We start from the raw sequence: 24139 nt of genomic DNA, 5'->3' as shown, positions 1-24139 counted from the left end.
GCCGCGGGGGCCTCTCCCGTCCCGGGGCGTCCCGACCACGGCCGGGACGCCCGCTCAGCGCGCCGCGAACTTCTCCAGAAGTTCGATCGAGCGCGTGTACTTCTTGCGCAGTCTCACCTGCGTCGCCGGATCGAGCTGACCCAGGCGGGCCTCGGACCGGTTGTCCGCGATGTCCGCCCGCTTGACCACCAACGCGATCGGGTCCGCCGCCGCGCGGGCCATGCTGCGCTCCAGCGGCTCGCCGGGCAGCTTGGACAGCGCGATCACCGCGACCACGACCTGCTCCGGCACGCCGGCGGCGCGCAGGTCGTCCGCACCCACCGGCGTGTCCTCGATCACATCGTGCAGGACTGCCGCCATCCGCGTGTAGGTCCCCTCGACGTGCTGCATCACCCGCAGCGGGTGCGTGATGTACGGGTGACCACCCTTGTCCAACTGACCGTCGTGCGCGGCCCTGGCGAGCGCCACCGCGTCGTCCAACGTGAAGCCGGCTATCGCCGGGCTCCCGTCGGTCCGTCCCTGGGGCATGGCCGCCTCCCATCGTTACCGTGTGCAACAACCGTACCGGGATCACCCGATCGTGGCGCCCGGGGCGGGGCCGATCCGCCGGCCGCCCCCGTCGCGGTTGTACCGTGCACGGTCGTGGAAACCTGCGTCTTTCTCTCGCACGAACTGGCCGAGCCGATGGCCGGCACCGCTCCCACCACGCGCGGATGGTTGCTGATCGAGCATCCCGGGCCGTGGGCGGCGAAGGCGCTGGTGGACAGCCGCGGCCTGGCCGACGGCGTGGGTCGCGAACTGGAGGCGCGCGCGGCACGGGCGGGCTTTCGCGCGACGCTGATCCGCAGGCCCGACGAGACGGGCGCGCGGGCCGAGGCGGAGCCGGCCGAGCCCGACGCACCGCGCACCGTCTTCCTGGCCTGGACCGAACCGGGCGCGACCTGGCTGCGCCGACTGCGCGTGAGCAACGTCACCGAGTTGCTCGCCCACGACCTCGCCGCGCTCGCCGGACCGGTCGAGCCCTCGGTGGGCGAACCGGTCGCCGAGCCGCTGATGCTGGTGTGTACGAACGGCAAGCGCGACCGCTGCTGCGCGGTCGAGGGCCGCCCGCTGGCCGCCGCCCTCGCCACGAGCTTCCCGGAGGCCGCGTGGGAGGCCACCCACCTGGGCGGGCACCGATTCGCCCCGACCGCCGTGGTGCTGCCCCAGGGCTACCTGTACGGCCGCCTGGACCCCGTCGCGGCCGGCGCCGTGCTCACCGCCGCACGCCGCGGCGAGATCGCGCCGAAACACTGCCGGGGCCGGGCCACCTGGTCCCGCGCCGGCCAGGCCGCCGAACTCGCGGTCCGGGAGGAATGCGGCGAGCGCCGGGCCGACGCACTGTCGGTGCACGACGAGCGGGCCGAGGACGACGGCGGGTGGACCGTGCTCGTCCACCACGTCGACGGGCGCCGCTGGACCGTCGTGGTGAACCCGCGCGAGGAGACCCCGGCCCGGCCGGAGAGCTGCGGCAAGGGCGGCGGCCTCCCGACCAGCATGCGGGCCAGGGTGGCGGCGACCGCGCGTCGGTAGGCGCCCGCCCCGGTCTCAGTAGGCGCCCGCCCCGGTCAGCGAACGCACCTCCATCTCGGCGTACTTCGCCGCGTCCGCCTCCTCGTCCGAGCGCAACGTGCCGATCCAGCCGCACAGGAAGCCGATCGGGATGGACACGATCCCCGGGTTCTCCAGCGGGAACCAGTGGAAGTCGACACCGGTCACCAGCGGCGTCTTGCCCCCGGAGACCACCGGCGAGAACAGCACGAGCACCAGCGCCGAGCCGAGCCCGCCGTAGATCGCCCACACCGTGCCGTTGGTGTTGAACCGCCGCCAGAACAGCGTGTAGAGCAACGTGGGCAGATTCGCCGAGGCGGCCACCGCGAAGGCGAGCGCGACCAGGAAGGCGACGTTGAGCTTCTGCGCGGACAGGCTCAGCCCGATCGCGATCCCGCCGATCACGATCGCGGACAACCGCGCCGCCCGCAGTTCGCTCTTCTCGTCGGTCGCCTCCTTGCGGATCACGTTCGTGTACAGGTCGTGCGCGAACGACGCCGAGGAGGCCAGGGTCAGCCCGGCCACCACCGCCAGGATGGTCGCGAACGCCACCGCCGCGATCACCGCGAGCAGCACCACACCGCCGAACGTGTCCGGCCCGCCGCCCAGTTCCTCCGCGAGCAGCGGCAGCGCGGTGTTGCCCGCCGCGTTCGACTTGCGGATCCGGTCCGACCCGAGCACCGCCGCCGCGCCGAACCCGAGCACGATGGTGAGCAGGTAGAACGTGCCGATCAGCCCGATCGCCCACATCACCGAGTGCCGCGCGGCCCGCGCGGTGGGCACGGTGTAGAACCGCACCAGGATGTGCGGCAGCCCCGCCGTGCCGAGCACCAGGGCGATGGCCAGGCTGATGAAGTCCAGCCGGCTGGTCAGGTTCTTCCCGTACTTCAGGCCCGGCTCGAGGAACTGCTGCCCGTGGCCGCTGGTGTGCGCGGCGGTGTGCAGCAACGCGTCGAGATCGAAGTGGAAACGCCACAGGACCAGCAGGGTCATCAAGATCGCGCCGCCGAGCAGCAACACCGCCTTGACGATCTGGATCCAGGTGGTGCCCTTCATCCCGCCGAAGGTCACGTAGACCACCATCAGCGCGCCGACCCCGACGATCGTCCAGGTCTGCGCCGAGCCGCCGCTGTCGCCGAGCAGCAGCGCCACCAGCGTGCCCGCGCCGACCATCTGGGCGATCAGGTAGAAGATCGAGACCACGATCGTCGCGGCGCCGGCAGCGGTGCGCACCGGTTTGCGGCTCATCCGGAACGCCACCACGTCGGCCATGGTGAACCGGCCGCAGTTGCGCACGAGTTCGGCCACGAGCATGAGCACGACCAGCCACGCGACCAGGAAGCCGATCGAGTACAGAAAGCCGTCGTAGCCGAACAGCGCGATCAACCCGGCGATGCCCAGGAAGGACGCCGCCGACATGTAGTCGCCCGCGATCGCGAGCCCGTTCTGCGCGGCGGAGAACTCCCGCCCGCCGGCGTAGAAGTCGTTGGCCGTGCGGTTGTTGCGGCTGGCCCACACGGTGATGCCGAGGGTGATCAGCACAAAAACCACGAACAGCAGGCCGGTCAGGCCGCGATGGCCGGCGGCGGCGGCCAGGTGCGGGCCGGTCATCGGAACATCTCCTGGGTCTCCCAGCGCAGGTTCAGCGCCGCGCGGTCGCGCTTGGCCCGGGCGTTGCGCGCGTACGCCCACGTGATCAGGAAGGTGCTCGCGAACTGGAGCAGCCCGAACGCCAGCGCGACGTTGAACGTGCCTAGGAGGCGGTGCGCCATGAAGTGCCGCGCGAACGTGGACGCGAACACGTAGAGCAGGTACCACGCGAGGAAGGCCAGCGACATCGGGAAGACGAAGTCGCGGTAGCGGCGCCGAATCTCCTGGAACTCGGGGCTCGCCTGCACGCGCAGGTAGATCTCCGCCCCCGGATCCGGCTCCGGGTCGCCGAACGGCACACCCAGGGTGGGCGTGGGTCGGTACGAACTGGTCGTCACCGTAGCTCTCCTCGTCGATCGCCGAACCGCGCGATGCCTCCCGGCCCGAGCGCCGACACAGGCGTTCGATGGGACTGGTGTTCAGCATGGGCAGCGGGCGCGGGCTGCACGGCCAGGTTCTGCGCGATTCACCTGTACGGATGAACCACCGGCACGGCCGCACTCCTGGCGCCGCCATGCGTCGTGGAATCGTCTGGCCAACGAGGGGTCGAGCTCCGCCGATACGGGAGAGCGGTCGGTCACACGCCAATGAGTGACATTCGTCCTTCTATCGCAGATATACGGGCCGTTTGGCCCGGATGTCCCGATCATGAAAAAGCCGGGCCCGATGGGACGAATCCCACCGGGCCCGGCGTGTGTGCGTCGGGAGTCCTCGCACCGGGATCCCCGGTCCGAGGGCCCTCGATCAGGCGTCGATGCGTGACCGGTCGAGCAGCGACGCGGAGTTGGTGATGAACTCCTTGCGCGGCGCGACCTCGTTGCCCATCAGCAGGTCGAACACCCGCTCCGCCGCCTCCAGATCGCCGAGGTTGATCCGGCGCAGGGTGCGGTGTCGGGGGTCGACCGTGGTCTCCGCGAGCTGATCGGCGTCCATCTCGCCCAGGCCCTTGTAGCGCTGGACCGGATCCTTCCAGGCCACGCCCTTGCGCTCGAACTCGAGCAGCGTGCGCCGCAGTTCACCGTCGGAGTAGGTGTAGACGTACTTGTCCTGACCCTTCTTCGGCCGGGACAACTCGATCCGGTGCAGCGGCGGGACCGCGGCGAACACCCGGCCGGCCTCGACCATCGGGCGCATGTAGCGCTGGAAGAGGGTCAACAGCAGACAGCGGATGTGCGAGCCGTCGACGTCGGCGTCGGCCATGAAGATGATCTTGCCGTAGCGGGCCTGGTCGATGTCGAAGGTGCGCCCCGAGCCGGCCCCTATCACCTGGATGATCGCGGCGCACTCGGCGTTCTTGAGCATGTCCGAGACGGACGCCTTCTGCACGTTCAGGATCTTGCCCCGAATCGGCAGGAGGGCCTGGAACTCCGAGTTGCGGGCGAGCTTGGCGGTGCCGAGGGCGGAGTCGCCCTCGACGATGAACAACTCGCTGCGGTCGACGTCGTCGCTGCGGCAGTCGGCCAGCTTGGCGGGCAGCGCCGAGGTCTCCAGCGCCGTTTTGCGACGCTGGGCCTCCTTGTGCTGGCGCGCGGCGATCCGGGTGCGGGCCGCCGAGACGACCTTCTCCAGGACGGCGCGCGCCTGCGCCTTGTGGTCGCGCGCGGTGGAGGTCAGGAACGCCTTGAGTTCCTTGGACACCACGTTCTGCACGATCCGCGCGGCGGCCGAGGTGCCCAGCACCTCCTTGGTCTGCCCCTCGAACTGCGGCTCGGCCAACCGGACGGTGACCACGGCGGTCAGCCCCTCGGTGGCGTCGTCCTTGGTGATGTCGTCCTCGGCCACGCGCAGCAGCTTGGCCGAACGCAGCGCGTCGTTGACCGTGCGCCGCAGCGCCTGGTCGAACCCGGCGACGTGGGTGCCGCCCTTGGGGGTGGCGATGATGTTCACGAACGAGCGCAGGGTCGAGTCGTAGCCGGTGCCCCAGCGCAGCGCCACGTCGACGCCCAGCTCGCGCTGGACCTCGGTGGGCACCATGTGTCCCTGCTCGTCGAGCACGGGCACGGTTTCCTTGAACGTGCCGGAGCCGGTGAAGCGCAACACGTCGCAAAGCGCGCGGTCGGGAGCGAGGTATTCGCAGAACTCGCTGATCCCGCCGGAGTAGTGAAAGACCTGTTCGTCTACTTCGCCCTGATTCGCCCCATTACGCTCGTCGCGAACAACGAGGGTCAGTCCGGGCACCAGGAACGCGGTCTGGCGGGCCCGCGCGTGGAGCAGTTCGAGATCGAGGGCGGCGTCCTTGAGGAAGATCTGCCGGTCCGCCCAGTAGCGGGTCCGGGTCCCACTCTTGCTCTTGGCGATCTTCTTGATCCGGCGCAGTCCGTTACCACTGCTGAACGGAGCGTCGGCACCGAGGTCGGCGAACTCGCCGGGCACGCCGCGGCGGAACGAGATGGCGTGGGTGTGCCCGCCGCGGTCCACCTCGATGTCGAGTCGGGCGGACAGGGCGTTGACCACCGATGCGCCGACGCCGTGCAGGCCGCCGGACGCGGCGTAGGAACCGCCGCCGAACTTGCCGCCGGCGTGCAGCTTGGTCATGACGACCTCGACACCGGACAGGCCGGTCTTGGGCTCCACGTCGACGGGAATACCGCGACCGTTGTCCCGAACCTCCACCGAGCCGTCCGCGTGCAGGAGCACCTCGATCCGGTCGCCGAAGCCCCCGAGGGCCTCGTCGACCGAGTTGTCGATGATCTCCCACAGACAGTGCATCAGGCCCCGACTGTCGGTGGAGCCGATGTACATGCCGGGGCGCTTGCGGACCGCGTCCAGACCCTCGAGGACGAGGAGGTGCCGTGCGGTGTAGTTCGAGTGGTCGGGCTCGCCCGCCAGGAGCGCGGTGGACTGCGCGGTCGTCTGGGCGGTCACGCGGTGCAACTCCTCGCATGTAGTCGAGTAGTCGGATCGCCGCGTACGCGTCGATCCGTACGGCGCGTTCGCGGTGTGTCGAACCCACAAAAGTGGGCCCGGTGATCACCCTCGTCGCGCCGGAGAGCAAGGCTACCGGGGCCGGAAGACACCCCGGCGACGGCTCGCCGCCGCATACTAGCCGGCATCCGAACACATCTTCGACCACCCGATCGGGTGGCCGGCATGAACCGTACGCGCACAGGGCACGTCCTATGCACAAGGAACGAGTTGCAAAAGGGGTGTGCCGAGAAGCTGTTGAACATGACACGATCACCCCGGGAACGTTCGAGGCTGATTTGATGTTGGACATCGATGAAGGCTTCGTCGAGTAGAGAAGAGGCGACGTGAATTCGGTTCTGACACCCGCCAGTCCGTTGACGGCCGCCGACCGTTGTGATCGGTGCGGCGCCCAGGCATACCTTCGGGTTGTCCTTTCCAGCGGCGGCGAACTGCTGTTCTGTGCGCACCACGCCCGCAAGTTCGAGCCGGAACTTCGGAAGGTGGCCGTGGAGATACAGGACGAGACCGACCGCCTCACGGCGGTCCCCGTTACCGCACCGGACGACGACAACTGACCAAACAGCCGACCCTCTGAGATCCCGACGAGCAGACATCGCGCCGATGGCGGCCACCGAGGTGGCCGCCATCGGCGTCTGTCCCGCGCGCCCGCCCGCTTCAGGGCAGGTGGTCGGGGTCCGAAACGTGCGTGATATCCCTCACAATCCGGCGGCATCCCGGATGTCCCGGACGAACGCGGCGACCCGGGTATACACGCCCGGCTTGCCCGCCAGTGCACATCCATCGCCCCAGGACACGATCCCGGCGACCCGGCCGCCGATCAGCAGCGGTCCGCCGCTGTCCGCGCTGCACGCGTCCTTGCCGCCCCGCTTCTCCCCCGCGCATACCATCGACGCGGCGTCGTAGGTGCCGTAGCGCCCACCCGGATACGCGGTACCGCACGTGGTATCGGACACCAGCGGTACGGTGACCTGCCGCAGCGTCGGGGAGTAGTCGCCATGTCCCGTGGTGTCACCCCAGCCGACCACCGTCGACGGGGTGTCGACGGCGTACACGTCCTCGTCCGCACCGACCAGCGACGCACTGCCCGTGCTCAGCGGCTCCTCCAGAGTCAGCACCGCCCAGTCGCCCGAGATCCAGGCGGCGTCGAAATCCGGGTTCACGTACACCGAGCCGACCGCGACCTCGCGGCCCGCGGTGGTGCGCAGATCCGTTCGGCCCTGGATCACCTTGAGATCCGGGCGATCGTCGCGTTTTCCGTTCTGGTCGAACATGCAGTGCGCGGCGGTCAGCACCTTCGTGGGTGCGATCAGCGTGCCACCGCAGAACTGCCCCGATCGCGCGGAGCCGTACTCGGCACGACTGGAGAGGGCCACCGCCCACGGATAGGTCGCGGTGTCGGCGGGCGACCCGCCGACCACACCGCGCGGGGGCCCGGCGGGCGCGGAGGGCGCGGCCCCCGTCAGGACCGCCGCGACCACGATCGCGGCCAATGCGGCCGTCGATCCTCGTGTGTACCGCCGGAAACTGCTGCGTTCGTTCCGCTCGGGCGCTCGCACCATCATGGGGAACCTCTCGCCGGCTACCGTCAGGTAGTGTCCGGTGCCCAGGCGTGACGATCCGGAATCCTTCGCCCCTGCGAACGGGTGATTGACCCGCATCCGCACACACGAAGGCCCCGGATGGTGTATCCGGGGCCGTGCGGACGGTCGATCGTGTCGGACGCGTCAGTCGAGGTAGTCGCGCAGTACCTGGGAGCGGGACGGGTGGCGCAGCTTGGACATCGTCTTCGACTCGATCTGCCGGATGCGCTCGCGGGTGACGCCGTAGACCTTGCCGATCTCGTCCAGCGTCTTGGGCTGTCCGTCGGTGAGCCCGAAGCGCATCGAAACCACACCCGCCTCGCGCTCGGAGAGCGTGTCGAGCACCGAGTGCAGCTGCTCCTGGAGCAGGGTGAAGCTGACCGCGTCGGCGGGCACGACCGCCTCGGAGTCCTCGATCAGGTCGCCGAACTCGCTGTCCCCGTCCTCGCCGAGGGGGGTGTGCAGCGAGATCGGCTCGCGCCCGTACTTCTGCACCTCGATGACCTTCTCGGGGGTCATGTCGAGTTCCTTGGCCAGCTCCTCCGGCGTGGGCTCGCGGCCCAGGTCCTGGAGCATCTGGCGCTGCACGCGGGCGAGCTTGTTGATCACCTCGACCATGTGGACCGGGATGCGGATCGTCCGCGCCTGGTCGGCCATGGCCCGGGTGATCGCCTGCCGGATCCACCACGTGGCGTAGGTGGAGAACTTGTAGCCCTTGGTGTAGTCGAACTTCTCCACCGCGCGGATCAGACCCAGGTTGCCCTCCTGGATCAGGTCCAGGAAGAGCATGCCGCGGCCGGTGTAGCGCTTGGCCAGCGAGACCACCAGGCGGAGGTTGGCCTCGAGCAGGTGGTTCTTCGCCCGGCGGCCGTCCTCGGCGATGATCTCCAGTTCCATCCGGAGCTTGGGTTGCAACTTCTCGCCGGAGCCCAGCTTGTCCTCGGCGAACAGGCCGGCCTCGATGCGCTTGGCGAGGTTGACCTCCTGCTCGGCGTTGAGCAGCGGGACCTTGCCGATCTGCTTGAGGTAGTCCTTGACCGGGTCGGCGGTGGCGCCCGCGGCCGCGACCTGCTGGGCCGGCGCGTCGTCCTCGTCGTCGGAAAGGATGAAGCCCTTGCTCTCCGGCTCGTCGGGGACCGCGTCCTCGACGACGACGTCGGGCTCGTCGGGCAACTCCTCGGCGTCCGGCTCGGCTTCGCCGGCCTTGCCGGCCGTCTTCTTGGCGGCGACCTTCTTCGGCGCGGCCTTCTTGGCGCCGGCGGCGGTCTTCTTCGCGGCGGCCTTGCGCGGCGCGGCGGCGGGTGCCGGGGCGGCCTCGGCGATCGGGGCCGGGGTGGCGTTCTCGTGGGGTGTCGTGGTGCTCGTGGTCGGCGCCGCCGAGATCCCGGGCGCGGGGGTTGCCGGCACGGGGGCGGTCGCGGCGCGGTTGGTGACGACGGTCTTGGTCGCGGTGCGCTTGGCCGCGCTCTTCGCCGCCACGCTCTTGCGACTGCGCTTGGGCGCCGCCGAGTCCGCGGCACTGACCATGATGGTCACCCCCTCCTGGTCGAGGACCTGGTTGAGGCTGCGCAGGACGTTCTTCCACTGGGTGGCCGGAATCTGGTCGGCCTCGAACGCCTGGCGCACCTCGTCGCTGGCGATGTACCCCTGGGCCTCACCCCGCTCGATCAACGACTTCACATTGACGAATTCGGCGATCTCGGGCGGGAGCGAACGGGATGTGCTGGCCGACACAAACAACCTCTCGACGATCTGGACGGCGTCACGGCCTGGTGAACAGGCAGGCGCCGCCAAGCGAACGACACTCGGGCGGACAGCGCGTGGTTCCGGCAAACCGGTTGCACTCGAGTCAGCGCTTCGGCTTGTTTTGCTATTCCCGAACGGCTGCCACCTTCGTACTCATCGGGCCAGGCGAAGAAGTGTTACGCGCCCCTTCAGTGGCGCAGCTCACACGATTCCCCCTTGCGGCGCGCGCCACACCCTGTGTGAGGGATGTATGCGGGATCCGCCTCAATCGCCGCCGGTGATCCGCACCCCCAGGATGGTCACGTCGTCGTCGCGGCCCCGGTCGCCGATGAGTCCGTCGAGGATGGCGGTCAACAGCGGCTCCAGGCCCTCGTTGGCCCCTCGGGCCATGTCGACGAGGTCGTCCAGCCCCTCGTCGATGCCGCGTCCGCGCGTTTCCACGAGTCCGTCGGAGAAGCCGATGAGGATGTCGCCGGGGTCGAGGCGCACGGTGTGCTGGGTGCGGTGTTCCGCCACCCCCAGGGGTGTGGACTCCTCACCGATCTCGACCAGTCGGGACTTGCCGTCGGCCGAGACGACCACCACCGGCAGATGCCCGGCGTCGGCGAGATCGAGCAGGCCGGTGTTGGGGTCGATCACCGCATAGACGAGCGTGGTCAGCGACTCGTCGTCCTCGGTGGCGGTGAACAGCCGGTCCAGGCCGGTGAGTACGGCGGCGGGTTCGGGATCGGTGAAGGCGAGCGCCCGCAGCGCCGAACGCACCCGGCCCATGCCGGCCGCCGCGGTCAACCCCTTGCCGATCACGTCGCCGACCACGATCGCCACCCGCCCGTCGGGCAGTTGGAACACGTCGTACCAGTCGCCGCCGACCTCGAAGTCCGGCGCGCCCGGCAGGTAGCGGAAGCCGAACTCGACCCCGGGCACCGCGGGTAACCGATCCGGCAGCAGGCTGCGCTGCAGGGCGACCGCGGTGCGGTGTTCGCGCTCGTACAGCCGCGACCGCTCGACCGCGAGCGCGCACTGCCCGGCGAACGCCTCCAGGAAGACGCGGTCGTCCGCCCCGAACGCCCGTCCGTCGTCGAAGGTGTAGCGCAGCACGCCCAGCGGCGCGCCGGAGCCGACCAGCGGCAGGATCGCCCGGGATGCGCCGGGGCCGTCGGCGCAGGTGTACCGCGCCACGCCGTCGGTGACCGCCGCCACCAGGTCCGCCGGCCAGTGTGCGGGCATGCCGCGGCGGCGGCCGACGGTGCGCTGCGCGGGCACGTTCGGCCAGGGGTACACCGGTGTGGTCTCGTCGAGGAGGTACGCCTCCGAGCACACGGCGGCGATGCCGACGCCGAGTTCGCCGATCGCGTCCTCGACCTCGGGCACGCTCAGGGTGCCGGCGATCCGCGCGGTCATCGCCTGGAGGCCGGCGGTGCGCCACTGCCCGGCGCGCAGCAAATCCTCGCAGCGACGCTGCTCGGTGACATCGCGCACCACCAGCAGCACGCCGATCGCCGGGCCGTCCCGGTCGGCGGGGTCGGGAACGGGCAACCACTGTGCCTTGTAAGCCCGTTCGTGCCCGTCCACGGGCTCCGGCCGGGCCGGGTCGCCGGAGTCCGCGGGATCTTGGGCGTCCGCGGCGCCGTCGGGGCCGGTCGCGTGCGGCTCGATGTGGGGTTCACCGTCGGCCAGCACGCGGGACAACACCGCCTCGATCCGCCGACCCCGCGCGTCCGGGGAGACCTCGCCGGGACGCTTGCCGAGCAGATCGGCGGCGGCGCGCCGATGCATCCGGGCGAGCGCGCCGCTGACCCGGCGACAGCGCAACTGCCGGTCATAAAAGGCGAATGCGGTGGATCCATGGGCGCTCAAGGTGTCGAGCAACGCCGCGTCGACGGCCGCGGGCCGCTCGCTTCCGCCCTTGTCGTCGTTCATTGCCTCACAACCCCACCTGTTGGCAATTACGGGCCGGCGAGTCGGATCGAGTCAGATATCGAGAGTACGCACGCGAACCGCCTCACCGGGAGGATTGCCCCGAACTCTCCCCGTCTCGCGCGCCGCGTCGCGAACTGCCGTGCGCATGTGCACGGATCGGGGTCGGTCGTCGCTCCGTCGGCGGCCGACCGGGCCAAGCATCGGAGCGGGGCCCGAGGCATACGCGCGCCCCTCCGGCGACCCGGGCGGTGGGTCGGCGAAGGGGCGATGCGCGGTATCCGGGACGCGGCGGCGCGGGTCATCCCTCGCGGGGGGCGGGGAACTGGCGGTCCACCTCGGGGTGTACCGCGAGCAGCGACCGCATGGCGGTCTCGGCGCTTTCCCCGTCGCCGGCGGCGACCGCGTCGACCAGGCGCGCGTGCAGCGCGACCGAAGCCTCCGACAGGTGTTCGCACCCGGCGACATGCCCGCCGGACACCTGGAGGGCGGCGGCCAGGATGCTCGCGAGGTGGTCGAGCATCCGGTTGCCGGCGACCTGGAGCAGCAGGCCGTGGAACTCGGCGTCGGCACGGCTGAAGGTCAGCGGATCGGGCTGGGCCACCGCCCGCTGCATGATCTCCACGACGTCGGCGAGCCGACGGACGATCTCCGGGTGGTTGCGACACGCGGCCATGTGCGCGGCCAGCGGCTCGATCCCCCAGCGCAGTTCGAACAATTCGCGACGCTGCGAATCACGCTGCGGGCCGCATGCGCGCCACTCGATCACGTCGGGGTCGAGCAGGTTCCAGTCGCTCACCGGACGCACCCGGGTGCCGACGTTGGGCCGGGCGCTGACCAGGCCCTTGGCCTCCAGGACCCGGAGCGATTCGCGCACGACGGTCCGGGAGACCTCGAAACGCTGGCCGATCTCCTCGGGCACCAGCGGGCGTTCGGCGCCCACCTCGCCCGCGACGATCATCTGGCCGAGCTGCTGGACGAGTTGGCCGTGCAGGCCCCGCCCCCGGCCGACGCCGGGTTTGCGGACGGCGCGGGCCGGTTCGAGGTCGGGTCCGTCCCACACGTACGGCCGGCGGGACATCGGGTCGGTGCCGGCGGCGCCCGGCTCGCCGGCGCGGAACGCGTCGGCCGAGCCGCTCGCCGGGGCGTGGGTCATTGTCTGATGGGCAGCGATACTCACGCTCTCCATCTCGGCTTCGAACGGGTCGGGCTTGAGCTGCAAACCCGCTCCCGACTGAAAAACACACGAAAGGGTGATCTACCTTGCGGGTCGATCGTCCGAAAGTGTGAAGCCCGCACAACCCCACGAAGCGGCCCCCTCCTCAGGCCCGCCGACGACGGAACGTCACCATCGCCAGTACGGCGACCACACCCGTGAGTCCGGCCAGAACCGCGCCGTCGACCAGCGGCGACCACGTGCCGCCACCCTCGCCGACCACGAGCATCCGGTCGGCGGCGCGGAACGGAAGGTAACGCACCAGGTCCCGCTGCGCCGGCGGAACGCCGGCCCGAATGGCCGCCGCGATCAACCGTTCGGCGCCCGCGGGCAGCGCCGCGACGGCGACCGCGACCAGCGGCGCGCCGCGGGACAACACCCCGACGCCCAGGCCGAGTACGGCGGCGAGCACCACGTAGCCGACGAAGCCGACCAGGATCCGCGGCGCCGGGGGGTCGATCGCCGCGAGGTCCGGGAAGGTCGGGCCGAACACCGCGCGGGCCGTGGCCAGATCGGCGCCCACCGCCAGGACCGCGACCAGCGCGGCGGCGAGCGCGGTGCCGACGACCTTGGCCAGGAACACCCGGTTGCGTCGCGGCAGGGCGAGGAAGAGCGTGGGCAGCGCGTCGCGACGCTGCTCGCGCGCACACGCCAGCGCGATCGAGAGCATGATCGCCGGGACCAGGACGGGGGTGTGGCCGGGGCCCGCGGTGAGCAGGTTGGCCACCTCGCCGGAGCCGATCGGCGCGGCCCCGGCCTGGCGGACCGCCACCCATGTGCTCCCGGCGGCGAGCGCGATCAGCGCCAACGCGCCCCACCACGTGGCGCGCAGGCTCCGGGCTCGCGCGAGTTCGTACCGGATCGCGCTCATGCGCTCCTCACCTCGTCGGTCTGTCGGGCGCGGTCGGCGGAGCGCCAGGCGCGGGCGAATCGACGCCGCGGCGGACGCGCGGCGGGTGGGTCCTCGGGGGGCGGCCCGGACGCGTCGAGCGGGTGTACCTCGGGTGCGGCCTCCGGGGCCGGTTCGGCGCGTCGGGGGTCGGGGGCGAGGGCGGTTCGCGGGAGGTCGACGCGGGTGGGGGTGTCGAAGCGGGGGGCGGATCGGGCGAGCGTGGACTCGGCGAGGGCTTCGGTGAGGTGATCCGTGGTCGTCGGGGCGGGATCGACGCGGTGGCCGGTGAGCGATCCGGGTCCGGGTGCGGCCGGGTGGTGGTCGGCGCGGAGCGGGTCGTCCGTCCAGGCCAGGTCGTCGGTCCAAGCCGAATCGTCCGTCTGTACCGGGTCGGCGAGGTGTTGTGTCACTCGATCGGCGCGTGTCGGGTCGGCACGGTGTCCCGTTTCGGTGGACACCGCGTCGGCGGGGTGCTCGGGCGGGTGGGTGGCGGGGAGCTCGGCTCGGTGCTCGGTGCGGTGCTCGGTGCGGGCGAGTTCGGCCGTGACGGCCGCGCGCTCGCGGCGGCGGGTGATCGCGTCGGCGAACGCATCGCCCACGCCCGGCTCGCGTTCGGTCAACTCGTGCAGCAGCACACCGCCGCGGAAGGCGATCTCGCCGACCCGGGCCCGATCCGCACCGATCGCGGTGAACGTGGTGCCCCCGGGGCGTGTGGTATGTACCCCCTCGGCCCGCAACAGCGCGGACAGCCGGGCCACCTGCGGGGTCCGTACCGCCACTCCCGTGCGCACCCCTCGGCGCAGGAAGTCGGCGGCCGACTCGTCCGCGACCAGCCGCCCGCGGCTGATCACCAGCACCCGGTCGGCGCAGCGCGCGGTCTCGGCCAGGATGTGCCCCGCGACCAGGACGGTACGGCCCTGGGCGGCATAGGCACGCAGGAAGTCGCGCAGCCACCGCACCCCCTGCGGGTCCAGGCCGGCGGCCGGTTCGTCCAGGATCAGCGTGTCCGGGTCGCCGAGCAGCGCCGAGGCGAGCGCGAGTCGGCCGAGCGCGCCGGCCGAGAGCACCCGGGCCCGGGCGCCGGCCACGGGGGTCAGGCCGACCAGGTCCAGCACCTCGTCGACCCGACGTGCCGGGATGCGCCCGGCCGCGGCGAGCATCCGCAGGTGCGCCCGCACACGCCGGCCCGGGTGGGCCGCACCCGGGCCGACGCAGGCGCCGACCACGGTGGCGGGGCGGCGCAGTCGGCGATAGCGACGGCCGTCGTACCGCGTCTCGCCGCCACCGCGTTCGAGGTCGAGCATCAGCCGCAGCGTGGTGGTCTTGCCCGCGCCGTTGGGCCCGAGGAGGGCGGTCACCTTGCCCGGCAGCACGTCGAAGGAAAGGTCGTCGACGGCCACGATGCCGCCGTATCTCTTGGTCAGCGCACGTGTCTGGATCATCGCCATCGCCATCGCTCCTGGTCATCCCATGTGTGGGAGATCTTTGGATCTTTGGCAACATACCGGCAAAACCACAATTTTCCCGGCATTTGCTCCCGTATCGGCGAGCTGGGGAAAAGTCCCCCGAACCTGGACAGGTCACGGGGTGTGGGAGGACCATCGAACTACCGCCGAGCACGTCTCTGGAGGTCGGCATGTCTCTTCCCGATCCGGGCGTCCTGGACGCCGTCCGCCGCAGGCGGAGCGACCTCGACGACGCGTTGTTGATCGTTCGTGACGGTCTGGTCGCCGAACGCGCGGGTCCGCGCCGGATGGCCGTGCTGTGTGCGGGGCTGCGCGAGTTGCGGGCCGATCTGTACGAACACGTCGCGGCCACCGAGGGGCCCGACGGGCTCTACGAGGAGGTGCGCCGCACGGATCCCAGATTCGAACCGACGGTGTGGCGGCTGCGGGGTGAGCACACCCACCTCGGCCTGCTCCTCGACGACCTGCTCTCGGACCTGGCGTACGGCCCGCAGGACGCGGCCGGCCGGCCGGCGCTGCGGCCGAGGGTGCTGGACCTGCTCGCCCAACTGGTCCGCCACCGCAGCCGTGACGCCCAGCTCGCGTATGACGCGATGGCAGTGGACCTGGGCGGACAGGGCTGACGCCGACGAGGAGTGCGGCCGGGTCGGTGTATCGGGGGTCCGCCGCGCCACGCAATCAGGGCTTGGCGATCGGGCGGGGCTTGGCGGTCAGGCTTCGGGGCGCAACATCGGCGGGTTGAGCTTCTCCGCGGACCCGCGGCGGAACAGTTGGGCGGGGCGGCCGCCCTGGCGCGTGGTGGTGCCGCCGGTGGGCACGAGGAAGTCGGGGGTGCCGGTGACCTTGCGGTGGAAGTTGCGTGGGTCCAGCGCCACGCCCCACACCGACTCGTATACCCGGCGCAGCTCGCCCACGGTGAACTCCTCGGGGCAGAACGCGGCGGCCAGCGAGGAGTATTCGATCTTGGACCGGGCCCGCTCGACACCGTCCTCCAGGATCCGCGCGTGGTCGAACGCGAGCCGACCGCCGTCGCCCAGCAGTTCGCCGACCGGGGACCAGCGCGCACCCGCCGCGTCTCCGCCGGGGCGCGGCGCGGGCAGGTCGGGGGCCAGGACCAGATAGGCGACGCTGACCACGCGCATCCGGGGATCCCGGCCGGGGTCGCCGAAGGTGGCGAGTTGTTCGAGGTGCACGGGCAGCCGATCCAGCCCGGTCTCCTCGGCCAACTCCCGCGCCGCGGCGGCCTCCAGCCCCTCCCCCTCGCGCACGAATCCCCCGGGCAACGCCCAGGCCCCCTGGAACGGCGGCTCGCCCCGACGAATGGTCAGGGCACTCAGAGCGTGCTCGCGCACCGTGAGGACGACAAGATCCACGGTGACTCCGAAGGGCGGGAAGAGCGAGGTATCGGAGCGCGGCATGGAGCGATCCTAGTGCCCGAAAGCCACTAGCTGTCTGGCTGACGATAAAACCACCCCCAACCTCACCCTTCCCGCCGGCCCCTCGAACAACATCCGAACTCCCACCGAAGCGGAGCAACGTTCCGCCGCCGAGTTGCCCCGCCGACGGGCGGCCTGATGAGGGCCCGGGGTGGTGAACACGATCGCGGCACGTGCGGCCGCGGCCCGGCGGGCAAGGCGAGATCGTGGCGTGACGCCGCGTGCGGCGGGCGGAGGGTCGCGGCAGCGGCCGGCCCGGGGATGCCGGCACGGCAGCGGATACCCCGCCCCGCGCCAGGAGACCCGCCACGCCACACCACACCCGACATCGCGCCGCCCTCTGCCCGGGCCCGCCACCGCCACATCCCGCCGCCGCCCGGGTCGCTCCTGCTGCCGGCGGGCGGGGGTTGGCTACGTGGAGAGTTGGAGGGATTCGGGGGCCTCTTCGATGATGGGTTGGCCGGCTCGGTTGACCCGGACCGTGAAGGGGTCGCCGGCGATGCGCAGGTCGCGCAGTTCGAGTTCGCCGATGTCCAAGGGGCCGCCCGGGCGCACGATGACGCGGCCGGTGGGGGCGTCGGGGCGGATGCCGGCGAAGGCGACCAGGACCGGCAGGATCGCGCCGGCGGCACGGGCGAGGGGGCGGCAGGCCAGCGGGTGGGCCACGGGTACGTGGCCCTCGACGCGTTGTTCGCCCACGTGCATCTCCGGCAGCCGGTACTGGAACCACGGCGCGGCGTCGAGCAGTCCGGCGAACAACCGCTGTGCGGCGTCGGGATGACCGGCCTCGGCCAGCCCGGCCACCGCCACGCACGTGTCGTGGGTGCGCACCACTCCGCCGCGCGCGGCGAGCGGGTGATAGCCGGGCGTACGGGCCGAGGTGCCGCGTAGGCCCCAGCCGCAGTCCAGGTCGGGCGCGGTCAGCCGACGGGCCACCGCCTCGCTGCCGGTGTCGTCCAGGATGCCGCTGCCGGGCAGGTGCGCCATCGCCGACGAGGCCACCGGGATCGGCCGACCGCCGGGATCGAGCGCCGCCGCGTAGTACTCCCCCGCCGCGTCCTCGGCCCGAAACGCGCGGCGAAACGCCACGGCCAGCTGCTCGGCGCGCTCGCGCAACGCCGGCCCGCCCGGCAGGTCGTGCGCGTCGAGGAGCGCGGCACCGTGCCGCGCGGCCTCGTACGTCTGGGCCTGGAGTTCGCACGGCGCCGGCCCCTCGGGCCCCAGTCGGACGAAGTCGCCGGGCCGCTCGCCCAGCGTCCGGGTCAGATGTCCGAGCGCGCGGCCGAGCGCGGGCAGCAGCGCGGCGGTCTCGGTGGCGGGCAGCCCCCACCGCCACGCCTCGCCGAGCAGCGTGACGAACAGCGCGGTCGAGCCCGCGCAGTCGTAGCGCACCGGCCCGCCGCCCCGCCCCAGGGTGTGCGGGATGCGCCCGACCTCCTCGCCGACCCCCGGTCGCGACCTCACCCCCTGGCGCGACGCGAGCAACCGCAGCACGCCGCTCGCGAAGCGGGTGCCCAGCGGCAGCAACATCCGGGCCGTCCACAGCGCGTCGCGCCCGGTGGGGGCGAGTTGCCAGGGCGCGCCGACGGCGGGCAGCACCGCGGTCGGCAGGTCCGGATCGGGAACCACGAGCAACGCCCGCAGATCGCGCAGTCCCTGGTCGACCCAGGCCGCCACCCGTACGTCGTCGCAGCGCACCCGCGGCTCGGTCCACGGCGGTCGGCCCGAGACCGCGCGCGGGCCGGACCGGCCGGGGACCGGCTCGGCGAGCACGCGCAGTTCGACCGCCCACGAGCGGGCAGGCTCCAGCGCCACGTCCCAGCGCAGCGTCGCGGTGGCGGCCAGCGCGGTGTCCGGCGCGGGCTCGGTCACCGCGCGCACGGACATCCCGTCCGGCGCGCTCCAGCCCAGGCCCGCCGCCGCGACCCGGGCGCGCAGTTCGGCCGGCCGGTATCCGGCGCGCAGCGCGTCGAGCGGGATCAGGTCGGCGCCCAGCACCATCTCGACCGGGAAGCTCAGCGGCCGGCGACCGGTGTTGCGCACCACGATCCGCTCCCGGCCGTCGGCGAACCGGGTGCGCTCGACCACCAGGGCGGGGTCGGGCGTGGTGTCCGCGGCGAATCGGCGCATCGCCAGGTATCGCACGGTCCCCGCGGCGACCACGTGCCCGGACAGCGGCTCCGGCTCGATGCCGCCGAGCGTCAGCACGTTGCGCGAGAGCGTGCGCCGCCCGTCGTGGTACATGCCCTCCACGCCCTGACCGCGCAGTTGCCCGTCGCGACCGCTGATCACCATGCCCGGCGCGTCCACGCAGACGAGTGCGTCGTGCGCGACCGGATGTGGAATCGTGCTCACCGTCACCGCTCTCGCCTCCCGCTTCTCCCAGGTCCCACGCGGGGCCGTGATCGCGCCGGTCCACCCGGACGGCGGCGACGCGCCGAGCCGCACCGCACCCCGCGTTCGACAACCGGCCCCAGGCCCCCCAACGCTCACGGCGCCCGGTTGGTCACGGCATCACGGAAGATCCGCCGCCGCACCTCGGCGGCGCTCAGCGGACTGTTGATCGCCGAGTGCAGCAGCCGCGCCATGGTGTATCCGGGATCCGCGCGCAACGCCCCGGTCACCGCGACCCGGGCCAGCACCCCGTCGTGCGCCGTCCAGGCCGCCCACGCGGCGAGGGTGAGCGGCGGCGCGGACGCGGGCGCGAACGCCCGACGGGCAAGCACGGTCCACAGAGCGAGCAACGTGCGGTCGTCGGCCTCCCCCGGCGTCTCCCCGTGCCAGGCCATCACCTCGTCGCGCACCCGCGCATCGCCGAGCCCCAGCACCAGCCGCGCCGCCTCCTCCGGCTCGATCTCGGTATCACCGCCCCGAAACCGAAGACGGTGGCCCGCCAACGCCATCAACGTGCGCCCCGGCTCGAAGCCCGCGGGATCACCCCGCACGTCGGTATACGCACGCAGTATCCGCTCACGCATCGCATACTCCGGCGGCCGAAACAGCCGCACCAACTCAGCCAACGAGGCCGGCTCCGGCAACCCGGCCCAAACCGCGGTCGCGGCCACGGTCGAATTACGTTCGGTACGCAGGGGCGTGCCTTCCATCGGACAACACCGCGCATCGGCGCACCCGTAGGACCACCACCGCCCGGCGGCAACACACACCGCTTCCCGAACCTCGATCCCCAGAGCCGCACACTCCCGAGCAATCGCCACATACAGGGGCCGCAACCGACCAACGGCTACGGGCAGGCCGTCGAGGGGGGTGGAGGGGGAGCCGGGCAACGCCTCGGGGGCCTCGGGGGCAACCGGGGGCTCCGGGGTAACCGGGGCACCCGAACCGCCTGACGCCGCACATCCTCCCGACGGATCCGAAGCACCCAACGCACCCGAAGCACCGGAAGCACCGGAAGCACCGGACAAGCCGGCCACTCGCGACGCACCCGACCCATCGGATCCACCGGCGGTGTCGGCCGCACTCCACGTCCCGGCAGCCTCCGCCCCGCTCACGCGGCTGTGCTCCCCGTCCGCGTATATCGCCACCGCCACCCCGCGCGCGCCGGTCCGTACCAGCAGGCGCGCAAAGTGCCGGGCAGCGTTCGCGAAGTCGGCGGGCGCCGGAAGATCGTGCCGCAGAACCGGCCCGACCCGGCTCCGATCCCCCGGCAGGATCCCGAGCAGCACCACGCTGTCGGTAGGCCGCACGCCGATCAAATACGGCACGGCCTCCACGAGGTCGGCCGGCGAGCGAACCCGCAGGACGGACTGCGGAGACATGGCCACGTAGGGCGTACGGTCGAACCCATCGGTGTCGTTCATGCATCGAGCGTGCGCTCGCCCCACTCCCGACCGGACTTGTCCAACCGGGCTGTGCACAACTCGCCCCTTGTGGACCGACGACTCGACACCACCGAACCACAGCGCCCCCACGGCCGAGGCCACGCAAGCCTTCGGGTAGCCGTAGCGGACCCAACCGAAGTCACCGACCGACCGCAGCCATGAGGCGAACGGGCGGACTCGGGTCGAGTCCGCCGGGGAGCCTTCCCGAGCGGGGCGCGTGCCTCAGCGACCGTTGCGCTTGTGGTTGCGGGTGGCCGGTGCGGGGCCGGCCAGAGTCGGTGGTGGGTCGCCGCCGGCGTGCGGTGCTCCGAGACTTGGGGCTTCCGACGAGGCGGGTGTGTTGGTCGGCTTAAAAGCGGCCGGCAGCGGCGGGCAGGGTGGGTGCTCGGGTCGAGTCCGCCGAGGAGCCTTCCCGAGTGGGCCGGGTGTTTTCGGCGTGCGGTCGGCGTGTGGGTGGCGAGGGTTCCAAAACCGGACGGCGTGGGGTGCCGTGACCTCGGCGTGAAAGAAAACCGCAGGTCAGCGTAGAGAGGGGAGCGCTTGAGGCGCCTCGGGATCCGGTTTCGGCCCCCACTGGGCACTTTCGGTCCCACTCGACGGCCTCCGCGAGGCCGCAGCGCCCGAAGCCAACCCCAACCAGGCACATTCGGTCTCCACGCTCGCATTGAGGGGTCGGAGAACACGAAACCGGCACTCGACGCCCGACTCTCCACCCCGACACCGCAAAACCGCAGGTCACAGAAACCCGAAGCCCACAACCACCCACCGAGATCCGGTTCCGAACCCCACCCCCCAACACCACCAAAACGCACCACCCACCCCGGAAGGCCTCTCGGCAAACTCGACCCGAGCACCCACCCGTTCCCTCGCTGCCGGCCGGTTTTCCGCCCGGCAACACGTCCGCCTCGCCGGACGCCCGGAGTCTCGGAGCCCCGCACGCCGGCGACGACCCACCACCGACTCAGACCCGCCTCGCACCGGCCGCCCGTAACCCAAAGCGCACCGCGCGCCGAAACCACCCGGCCCACTCAAGAACGCACCCCCGGCGAACCCGACCCGAGCACCCACCCCGCCCGCCGCTGCCGGCCGCTTTTAAGCCGACCGACACACCCGCCCCGCCGGAAGCCCCAAGTCTCGAAGCCCCGCACGCCGACGGCGACCCACCACCGACTCAGACCGGCCCCGCACCAGCCGCCCGCAACCCAAAGCGCAACGCGCGCCCGTCCCCCACCTCCGAGCAAACCGGCGCGCCAACGTCGCGCAGCGAACCCGGCCGGGTCGCCGGCGTCGCACGGTGAGGCGGACGTGCGGCCGAGTCGGGTACCGAAGGGGGTCGGGCCGGTAGTGGTGGGCGGGGGTCGCGGGTGGGCAGGCGACACGTTTCTGCACAAAAGCGTGCACCGGCTCTCCTCTCCGTCGGGGTGGGGGGTTACAAAGGGGGCATGAAACAGGACGACGCCGGCACCGGCCCGAGCGATACCGGCTCCAGCGATACCGAGCCGGGCGCCACCGAACCAGGCGCCACCGCATCAAGCGCCACCGACCCCGCCCGGCCCGACTCAGGGTCCGCCCCGGGGGTCGGGTTGCGGGATCGTGCCGACGCCGTGTTGCGGGAGCTCGTGGGGGGTGCGGCTCGGCTGCGGGAGGATCAGTGGCGGGCCGTGGAGGCCCTGGTCGCGCGGCATCGGCGGGTTCTGGTGGTGCAGCGCACCGGGTGGGGCAAGTCGGCGGTGTACTTCGTGGCCACTGCGCTGCTGCGTGCTCGTGGGGCGGGGCCCACCGTGATCGTTTCGCCGTTGTTGGCGTTGATGCGCAATCAGGTCGATGCCGCCGCTCGTGCCGGGATCCGGGCCCGCACCATCAACTCGGCCAACGTCGACGATTGGGACGCGGTACAGGCGGAGGTTGCCGACGGCACGGTGGATGTGCTTCTGGTCAGCCCGGAGCGGCTCAACAATCCCGACTTTCGGGACACCGTGTTGCCCAAGTTGGCCGCCACGACGGGGCTGCTCGTGGTGGACGAGGCGCACTGCGTCTCCGACTGGGGGCACGACTTCCGGCCCGACTACCGTCGCCTGCGCACCCTCCTGGAGGAGTTGCCGGCGGGCGTTCCGGTCCTGGCCACCACCGCCACCGCCAATGCCCGGGTGAGCACCGACGTGGCCGAGCAACTGGACCCGACCGGCGACGCGTTGGTCCTGCGCGGCGCGCTCGATCGGGAGAGCCTGTCGTTGGGCGTGTTGCGGCTGCCCGATCCGGTCGAGCGGCTGGCCTGGCTCGACACGCACCTGCCCGAGCTGCCGGGGTCGGGGATCGTCTACACGCTGACCGTCGCCGCCGCCGAGGAGGTCACCGCGTTCCTGCGCTCGCGCGGCCACGCGGTCGCCTCCTACTCGGGCCGCACCGAGGACGCCGAGCGGCGGGTCGCCGAGGCCGACCTGCTGGCCAACCGGGTCAAGGCGCTGGTGGCCACCTCGGCCCTGGGCATGGGCTTCGACAAGGGCGACCTGGGCTTCGTCGTGCACCTGGGCGCCCCGCAGTCGCCGATCGCCTACTACCAGCAGATCGGCCGGGCCGGGCGCGCGGTGGAGCGGGCCGACGTGCTGCTGCTGCCCGGCCGGGAGGACGAGGCGATCTGGCGCTACTTCGGCTCGCTCGGCTTCCCCGCCCGCGAGCAGGTCGAGCGCACCCTGGCCGCGCTGGAGGGAGCCGGGCGCCCGCTGTCCACCCAGGCCCTCGAACCCCTCGTGGAACTGCGCCGCAACCGCCTGGAGCTGATGCTCAAGGTGCTCGACGTCGACGGCGCGGTCAAGCGGGTGCGCGGGGGCTGGATCACCACCGGTCAGCCCTGGGCCTACGACGCCGAGCGCTACGCGCGCGTGGCCGCCGCGCGCGAGCACGAGCAGCAGTCCATGCGCGACTACCAGGCCGACGGCACCTGCCGGATGGAGTTCCTGCGCCGCTGCCTGGACGACCCGGGCGCCGCCCCCTGCGGTCGCTGCGACACGTGCGCCGGGCCGCGCCACGACACGCGGGTGGATCCCGCCTCGCGCGACGCGGCCCGCGCCGCGCTGGGCCGGCCGGGTGTGGAGGTGGAGGCGCGCCGGATGTGGCCCACCGGCATGGCGGTCACCGGGGTCGCGTTCAAGGGCCGCATCCCCGACGGCGAGCAGGCCGCCGCGGGTCGGGCCCTTGGCCGCTCCTCCGACATCGGCTGGGGCAACCGGCTGCGTCCGATCCTGGCCCCGGGCGCGCCCGACGGACCCGTCCCCGACGCCGTGTTCGCCGCCGTCGTCGAGGTCCTGGCCGGATGGGGCTGGCAGCGGCGACCCGGCGGCGTGGTCACCATCGCCTCGCACACGCGCGCCACGCTGATCGACAGCCTGGGCGAGCGGTTGGCCGAGGTCGGCCGGCTGCCCTGGCTGGGCCGGGTGGAATACGCGCCGGGCGCCGGCGGCCCCGCCCCGCGCAGCAACAGCGCCCAGCGGCTGCGTACGGTCGCCGACGCGTTCGTGCTGCCGCCCGATGTCGCCGAGCGGGTGGCCGCCCTCGGCGCCCCGGTCCTGCTGGTCGACGACCGCACCGACACGGGGTGGACGCTCGCCGTGGCGGCCCGCCTGCTGCGTCGCGCCGGCGCCGTTCAGGTGTTGCCCCTGGTGCTCATGATGGAGGGGTGACCCGCCCCGTTCGGTCGTCCGCCCCACGCCGGCCGATTGCCCGCCCAGCCCCGGCCGGTCGCCGTACCGTCACACGGACGTAGCGAATGATCACCGGTACGTGTTGCCGAGTTCGTCGGCGTCACGCAAGAATCGACAAGGCGTTCTCTTCACTTTCCCGTGCGGGCCCCGTCGGCGCCGCTCCGCCGCGAGCCGCCCGTAG

Annotated in this window: 17 protein-coding genes; 4 read left to right on the top strand and 13 right to left on the bottom strand. The window is 72.1% G+C overall.

Features of this window, described 5'->3' with window-relative positions:
• Window positions 1–54: 54 nt before the first annotated feature.
• Window positions 55–528, bottom strand: coding sequence for an HD domain-containing protein (locus tag ACWGR4_RS42125; protein ID WP_379996039.1), 474 nt, complete (start codon window positions 526–528; stop codon window positions 55–57).
• 114 nt (window positions 529–642) lie between these two features.
• On the opposite strand from ACWGR4_RS42125, the gene ACWGR4_RS42120 reads away from it, so the two are divergent.
• A complete protein-coding gene (locus tag ACWGR4_RS42120; protein WP_452131200.1) occupies window positions 643–1572 on the top strand; it encodes a sucrase ferredoxin in 930 nt (309 codons plus the stop codon).
• Window positions 1573–1587: 15 nt separating this feature from the next.
• On the opposite strand, the gene ACWGR4_RS42115 is transcribed toward ACWGR4_RS42120, so the two are convergent.
• The 3 genes from ACWGR4_RS42115 to ACWGR4_RS42105 form a co-directional block, all read right to left on the bottom strand.
• Window positions 1588–3201, bottom strand: a complete 1614-nt coding sequence (locus ACWGR4_RS42115) for a solute symporter family protein (protein WP_379996035.1) — start codon at window positions 3199–3201, stop codon at window positions 1588–1590.
• The gene (locus tag ACWGR4_RS42110) at window positions 3198–3578 is read right to left on the bottom strand and encodes a DUF485 domain-containing protein (RefSeq protein WP_452131201.1); all 381 of its coding nucleotides are present in this window, start codon (window positions 3576–3578) and stop codon (window positions 3198–3200) included. The genes ACWGR4_RS42115 and ACWGR4_RS42110 overlap by 4 nt, the downstream gene beginning before the upstream one ends.
• 406 nt (window positions 3579–3984) lie before the next feature.
• A complete protein-coding gene (locus tag ACWGR4_RS42105; RefSeq protein ID WP_379996031.1) occupies window positions 3985–6105 on the bottom strand; it encodes a DNA gyrase/topoisomerase IV subunit B in 2121 nt (706 codons plus the stop codon).
• A gap of 386 nt (window positions 6106–6491) precedes the next feature.
• On the opposite strand from ACWGR4_RS42105, the gene ACWGR4_RS42100 reads away from it, so the two are divergent.
• Entirely contained in the window at window positions 6492–6722 is a 231-nt protein-coding gene (locus ACWGR4_RS42100) for a DUF7455 domain-containing protein (protein ID WP_020555816.1), read from the top strand.
• 141 nt (window positions 6723–6863) lie between these two features.
• Here ACWGR4_RS42100 and ACWGR4_RS42095 read toward each other — a convergent pair whose 3' ends face one another.
• The 6 genes from ACWGR4_RS42095 to ACWGR4_RS42070 form a co-directional block, all read right to left on the bottom strand.
• Window positions 6864–7658, bottom strand: a complete 795-nt coding sequence (locus ACWGR4_RS42095) for a S1 family peptidase (protein ID WP_452131202.1) — start codon at window positions 7656–7658, stop codon at window positions 6864–6866.
• 234 nt (window positions 7659–7892) lie between these two features.
• A complete protein-coding gene (locus ACWGR4_RS42090; protein WP_452131203.1) occupies window positions 7893–9488 on the bottom strand; it encodes an RNA polymerase sigma factor in 1596 nt (531 codons plus the stop codon).
• A 270-nt stretch (window positions 9489–9758) separates the two neighbouring features.
• Window positions 9759–11414 (bottom strand): SpoIIE family protein phosphatase, encoded by a 1656-nt coding sequence (locus tag ACWGR4_RS42085; protein ID WP_452131204.1) that lies wholly within the window; start codon window positions 11412–11414, stop codon window positions 9759–9761.
• A gap of 298 nt (window positions 11415–11712) precedes the next feature.
• Window positions 11713–12567 (bottom strand): FadR/GntR family transcriptional regulator, encoded by an 855-nt coding sequence (locus ACWGR4_RS42080; RefSeq protein ID WP_379996022.1) that lies wholly within the window; start codon window positions 12565–12567, stop codon window positions 11713–11715.
• Window positions 12568–12733: 166 nt separating this feature from the next.
• Window positions 12734–13498: a hypothetical protein gene (locus ACWGR4_RS42075; RefSeq protein WP_379996020.1), complete on the bottom strand. Its 765-nt coding sequence runs from the start codon at window positions 13496–13498 to the stop codon at window positions 12734–12736.
• The gene (locus tag ACWGR4_RS42070) at window positions 13495–14967 is read right to left on the bottom strand and encodes an ABC transporter ATP-binding protein (protein ID WP_452131205.1); all 1473 of its coding nucleotides are present in this window, start codon (window positions 14965–14967) and stop codon (window positions 13495–13497) included. The genes ACWGR4_RS42075 and ACWGR4_RS42070 overlap by 4 nt, the downstream gene beginning before the upstream one ends.
• Window positions 14968–15155: 188 nt before the next feature.
• Between ACWGR4_RS42070 and ACWGR4_RS42065 the strand changes: the two genes are divergently transcribed.
• On the top strand, window positions 15156–15608 hold the full coding sequence (locus ACWGR4_RS42065; protein ID WP_452131206.1) for a hypothetical protein: 453 nt from the start codon (window positions 15156–15158) through the stop codon (window positions 15606–15608).
• Between the two features lie 87 nt (window positions 15609–15695).
• Here the strand turns inward: ACWGR4_RS42065 and ACWGR4_RS42060 are convergent, their stop codons facing one another.
• The 3 genes from ACWGR4_RS42060 to ACWGR4_RS42050 form a co-directional block, all read right to left on the bottom strand.
• Window positions 15696–16403, bottom strand: a complete 708-nt coding sequence (locus tag ACWGR4_RS42060; RefSeq protein ID WP_379996014.1) for an NUDIX hydrolase — start codon at window positions 16401–16403, stop codon at window positions 15696–15698.
• A gap of 429 nt (window positions 16404–16832) precedes the next feature.
• Complete coding sequence (locus ACWGR4_RS42055) at window positions 16833–18776, bottom strand: amylo-alpha-1,6-glucosidase (protein WP_452131207.1); 1944 nt, start codon at window positions 18774–18776, stop codon at window positions 16833–16835.
• A gap of 134 nt (window positions 18777–18910) precedes the next feature.
• Window positions 18911–20197 carry a DUF4192 domain-containing protein gene (locus ACWGR4_RS42050; RefSeq protein ID WP_452134320.1) on the bottom strand — a complete coding sequence of 429 codons (1287 nt, stop codon included), beginning with the start codon at window positions 20195–20197 and terminating at the stop codon, window positions 18911–18913.
• 1505 nt (window positions 20198–21702) lie between these two features.
• Here ACWGR4_RS42050 and ACWGR4_RS42045 point away from each other — a divergent pair.
• Window positions 21703–23937: a RecQ family ATP-dependent DNA helicase gene (locus ACWGR4_RS42045; protein WP_452131209.1), complete on the top strand. Its 2235-nt coding sequence runs from the start codon at window positions 21703–21705 to the stop codon at window positions 23935–23937.
• Window positions 23938–24139 lie beyond the last annotated feature (202 nt).

The organism is Embleya sp. NPDC055664 (assembly GCF_053618075.1).
This window is presented reverse-complemented; position numbering and strand designations above follow the sequence as displayed.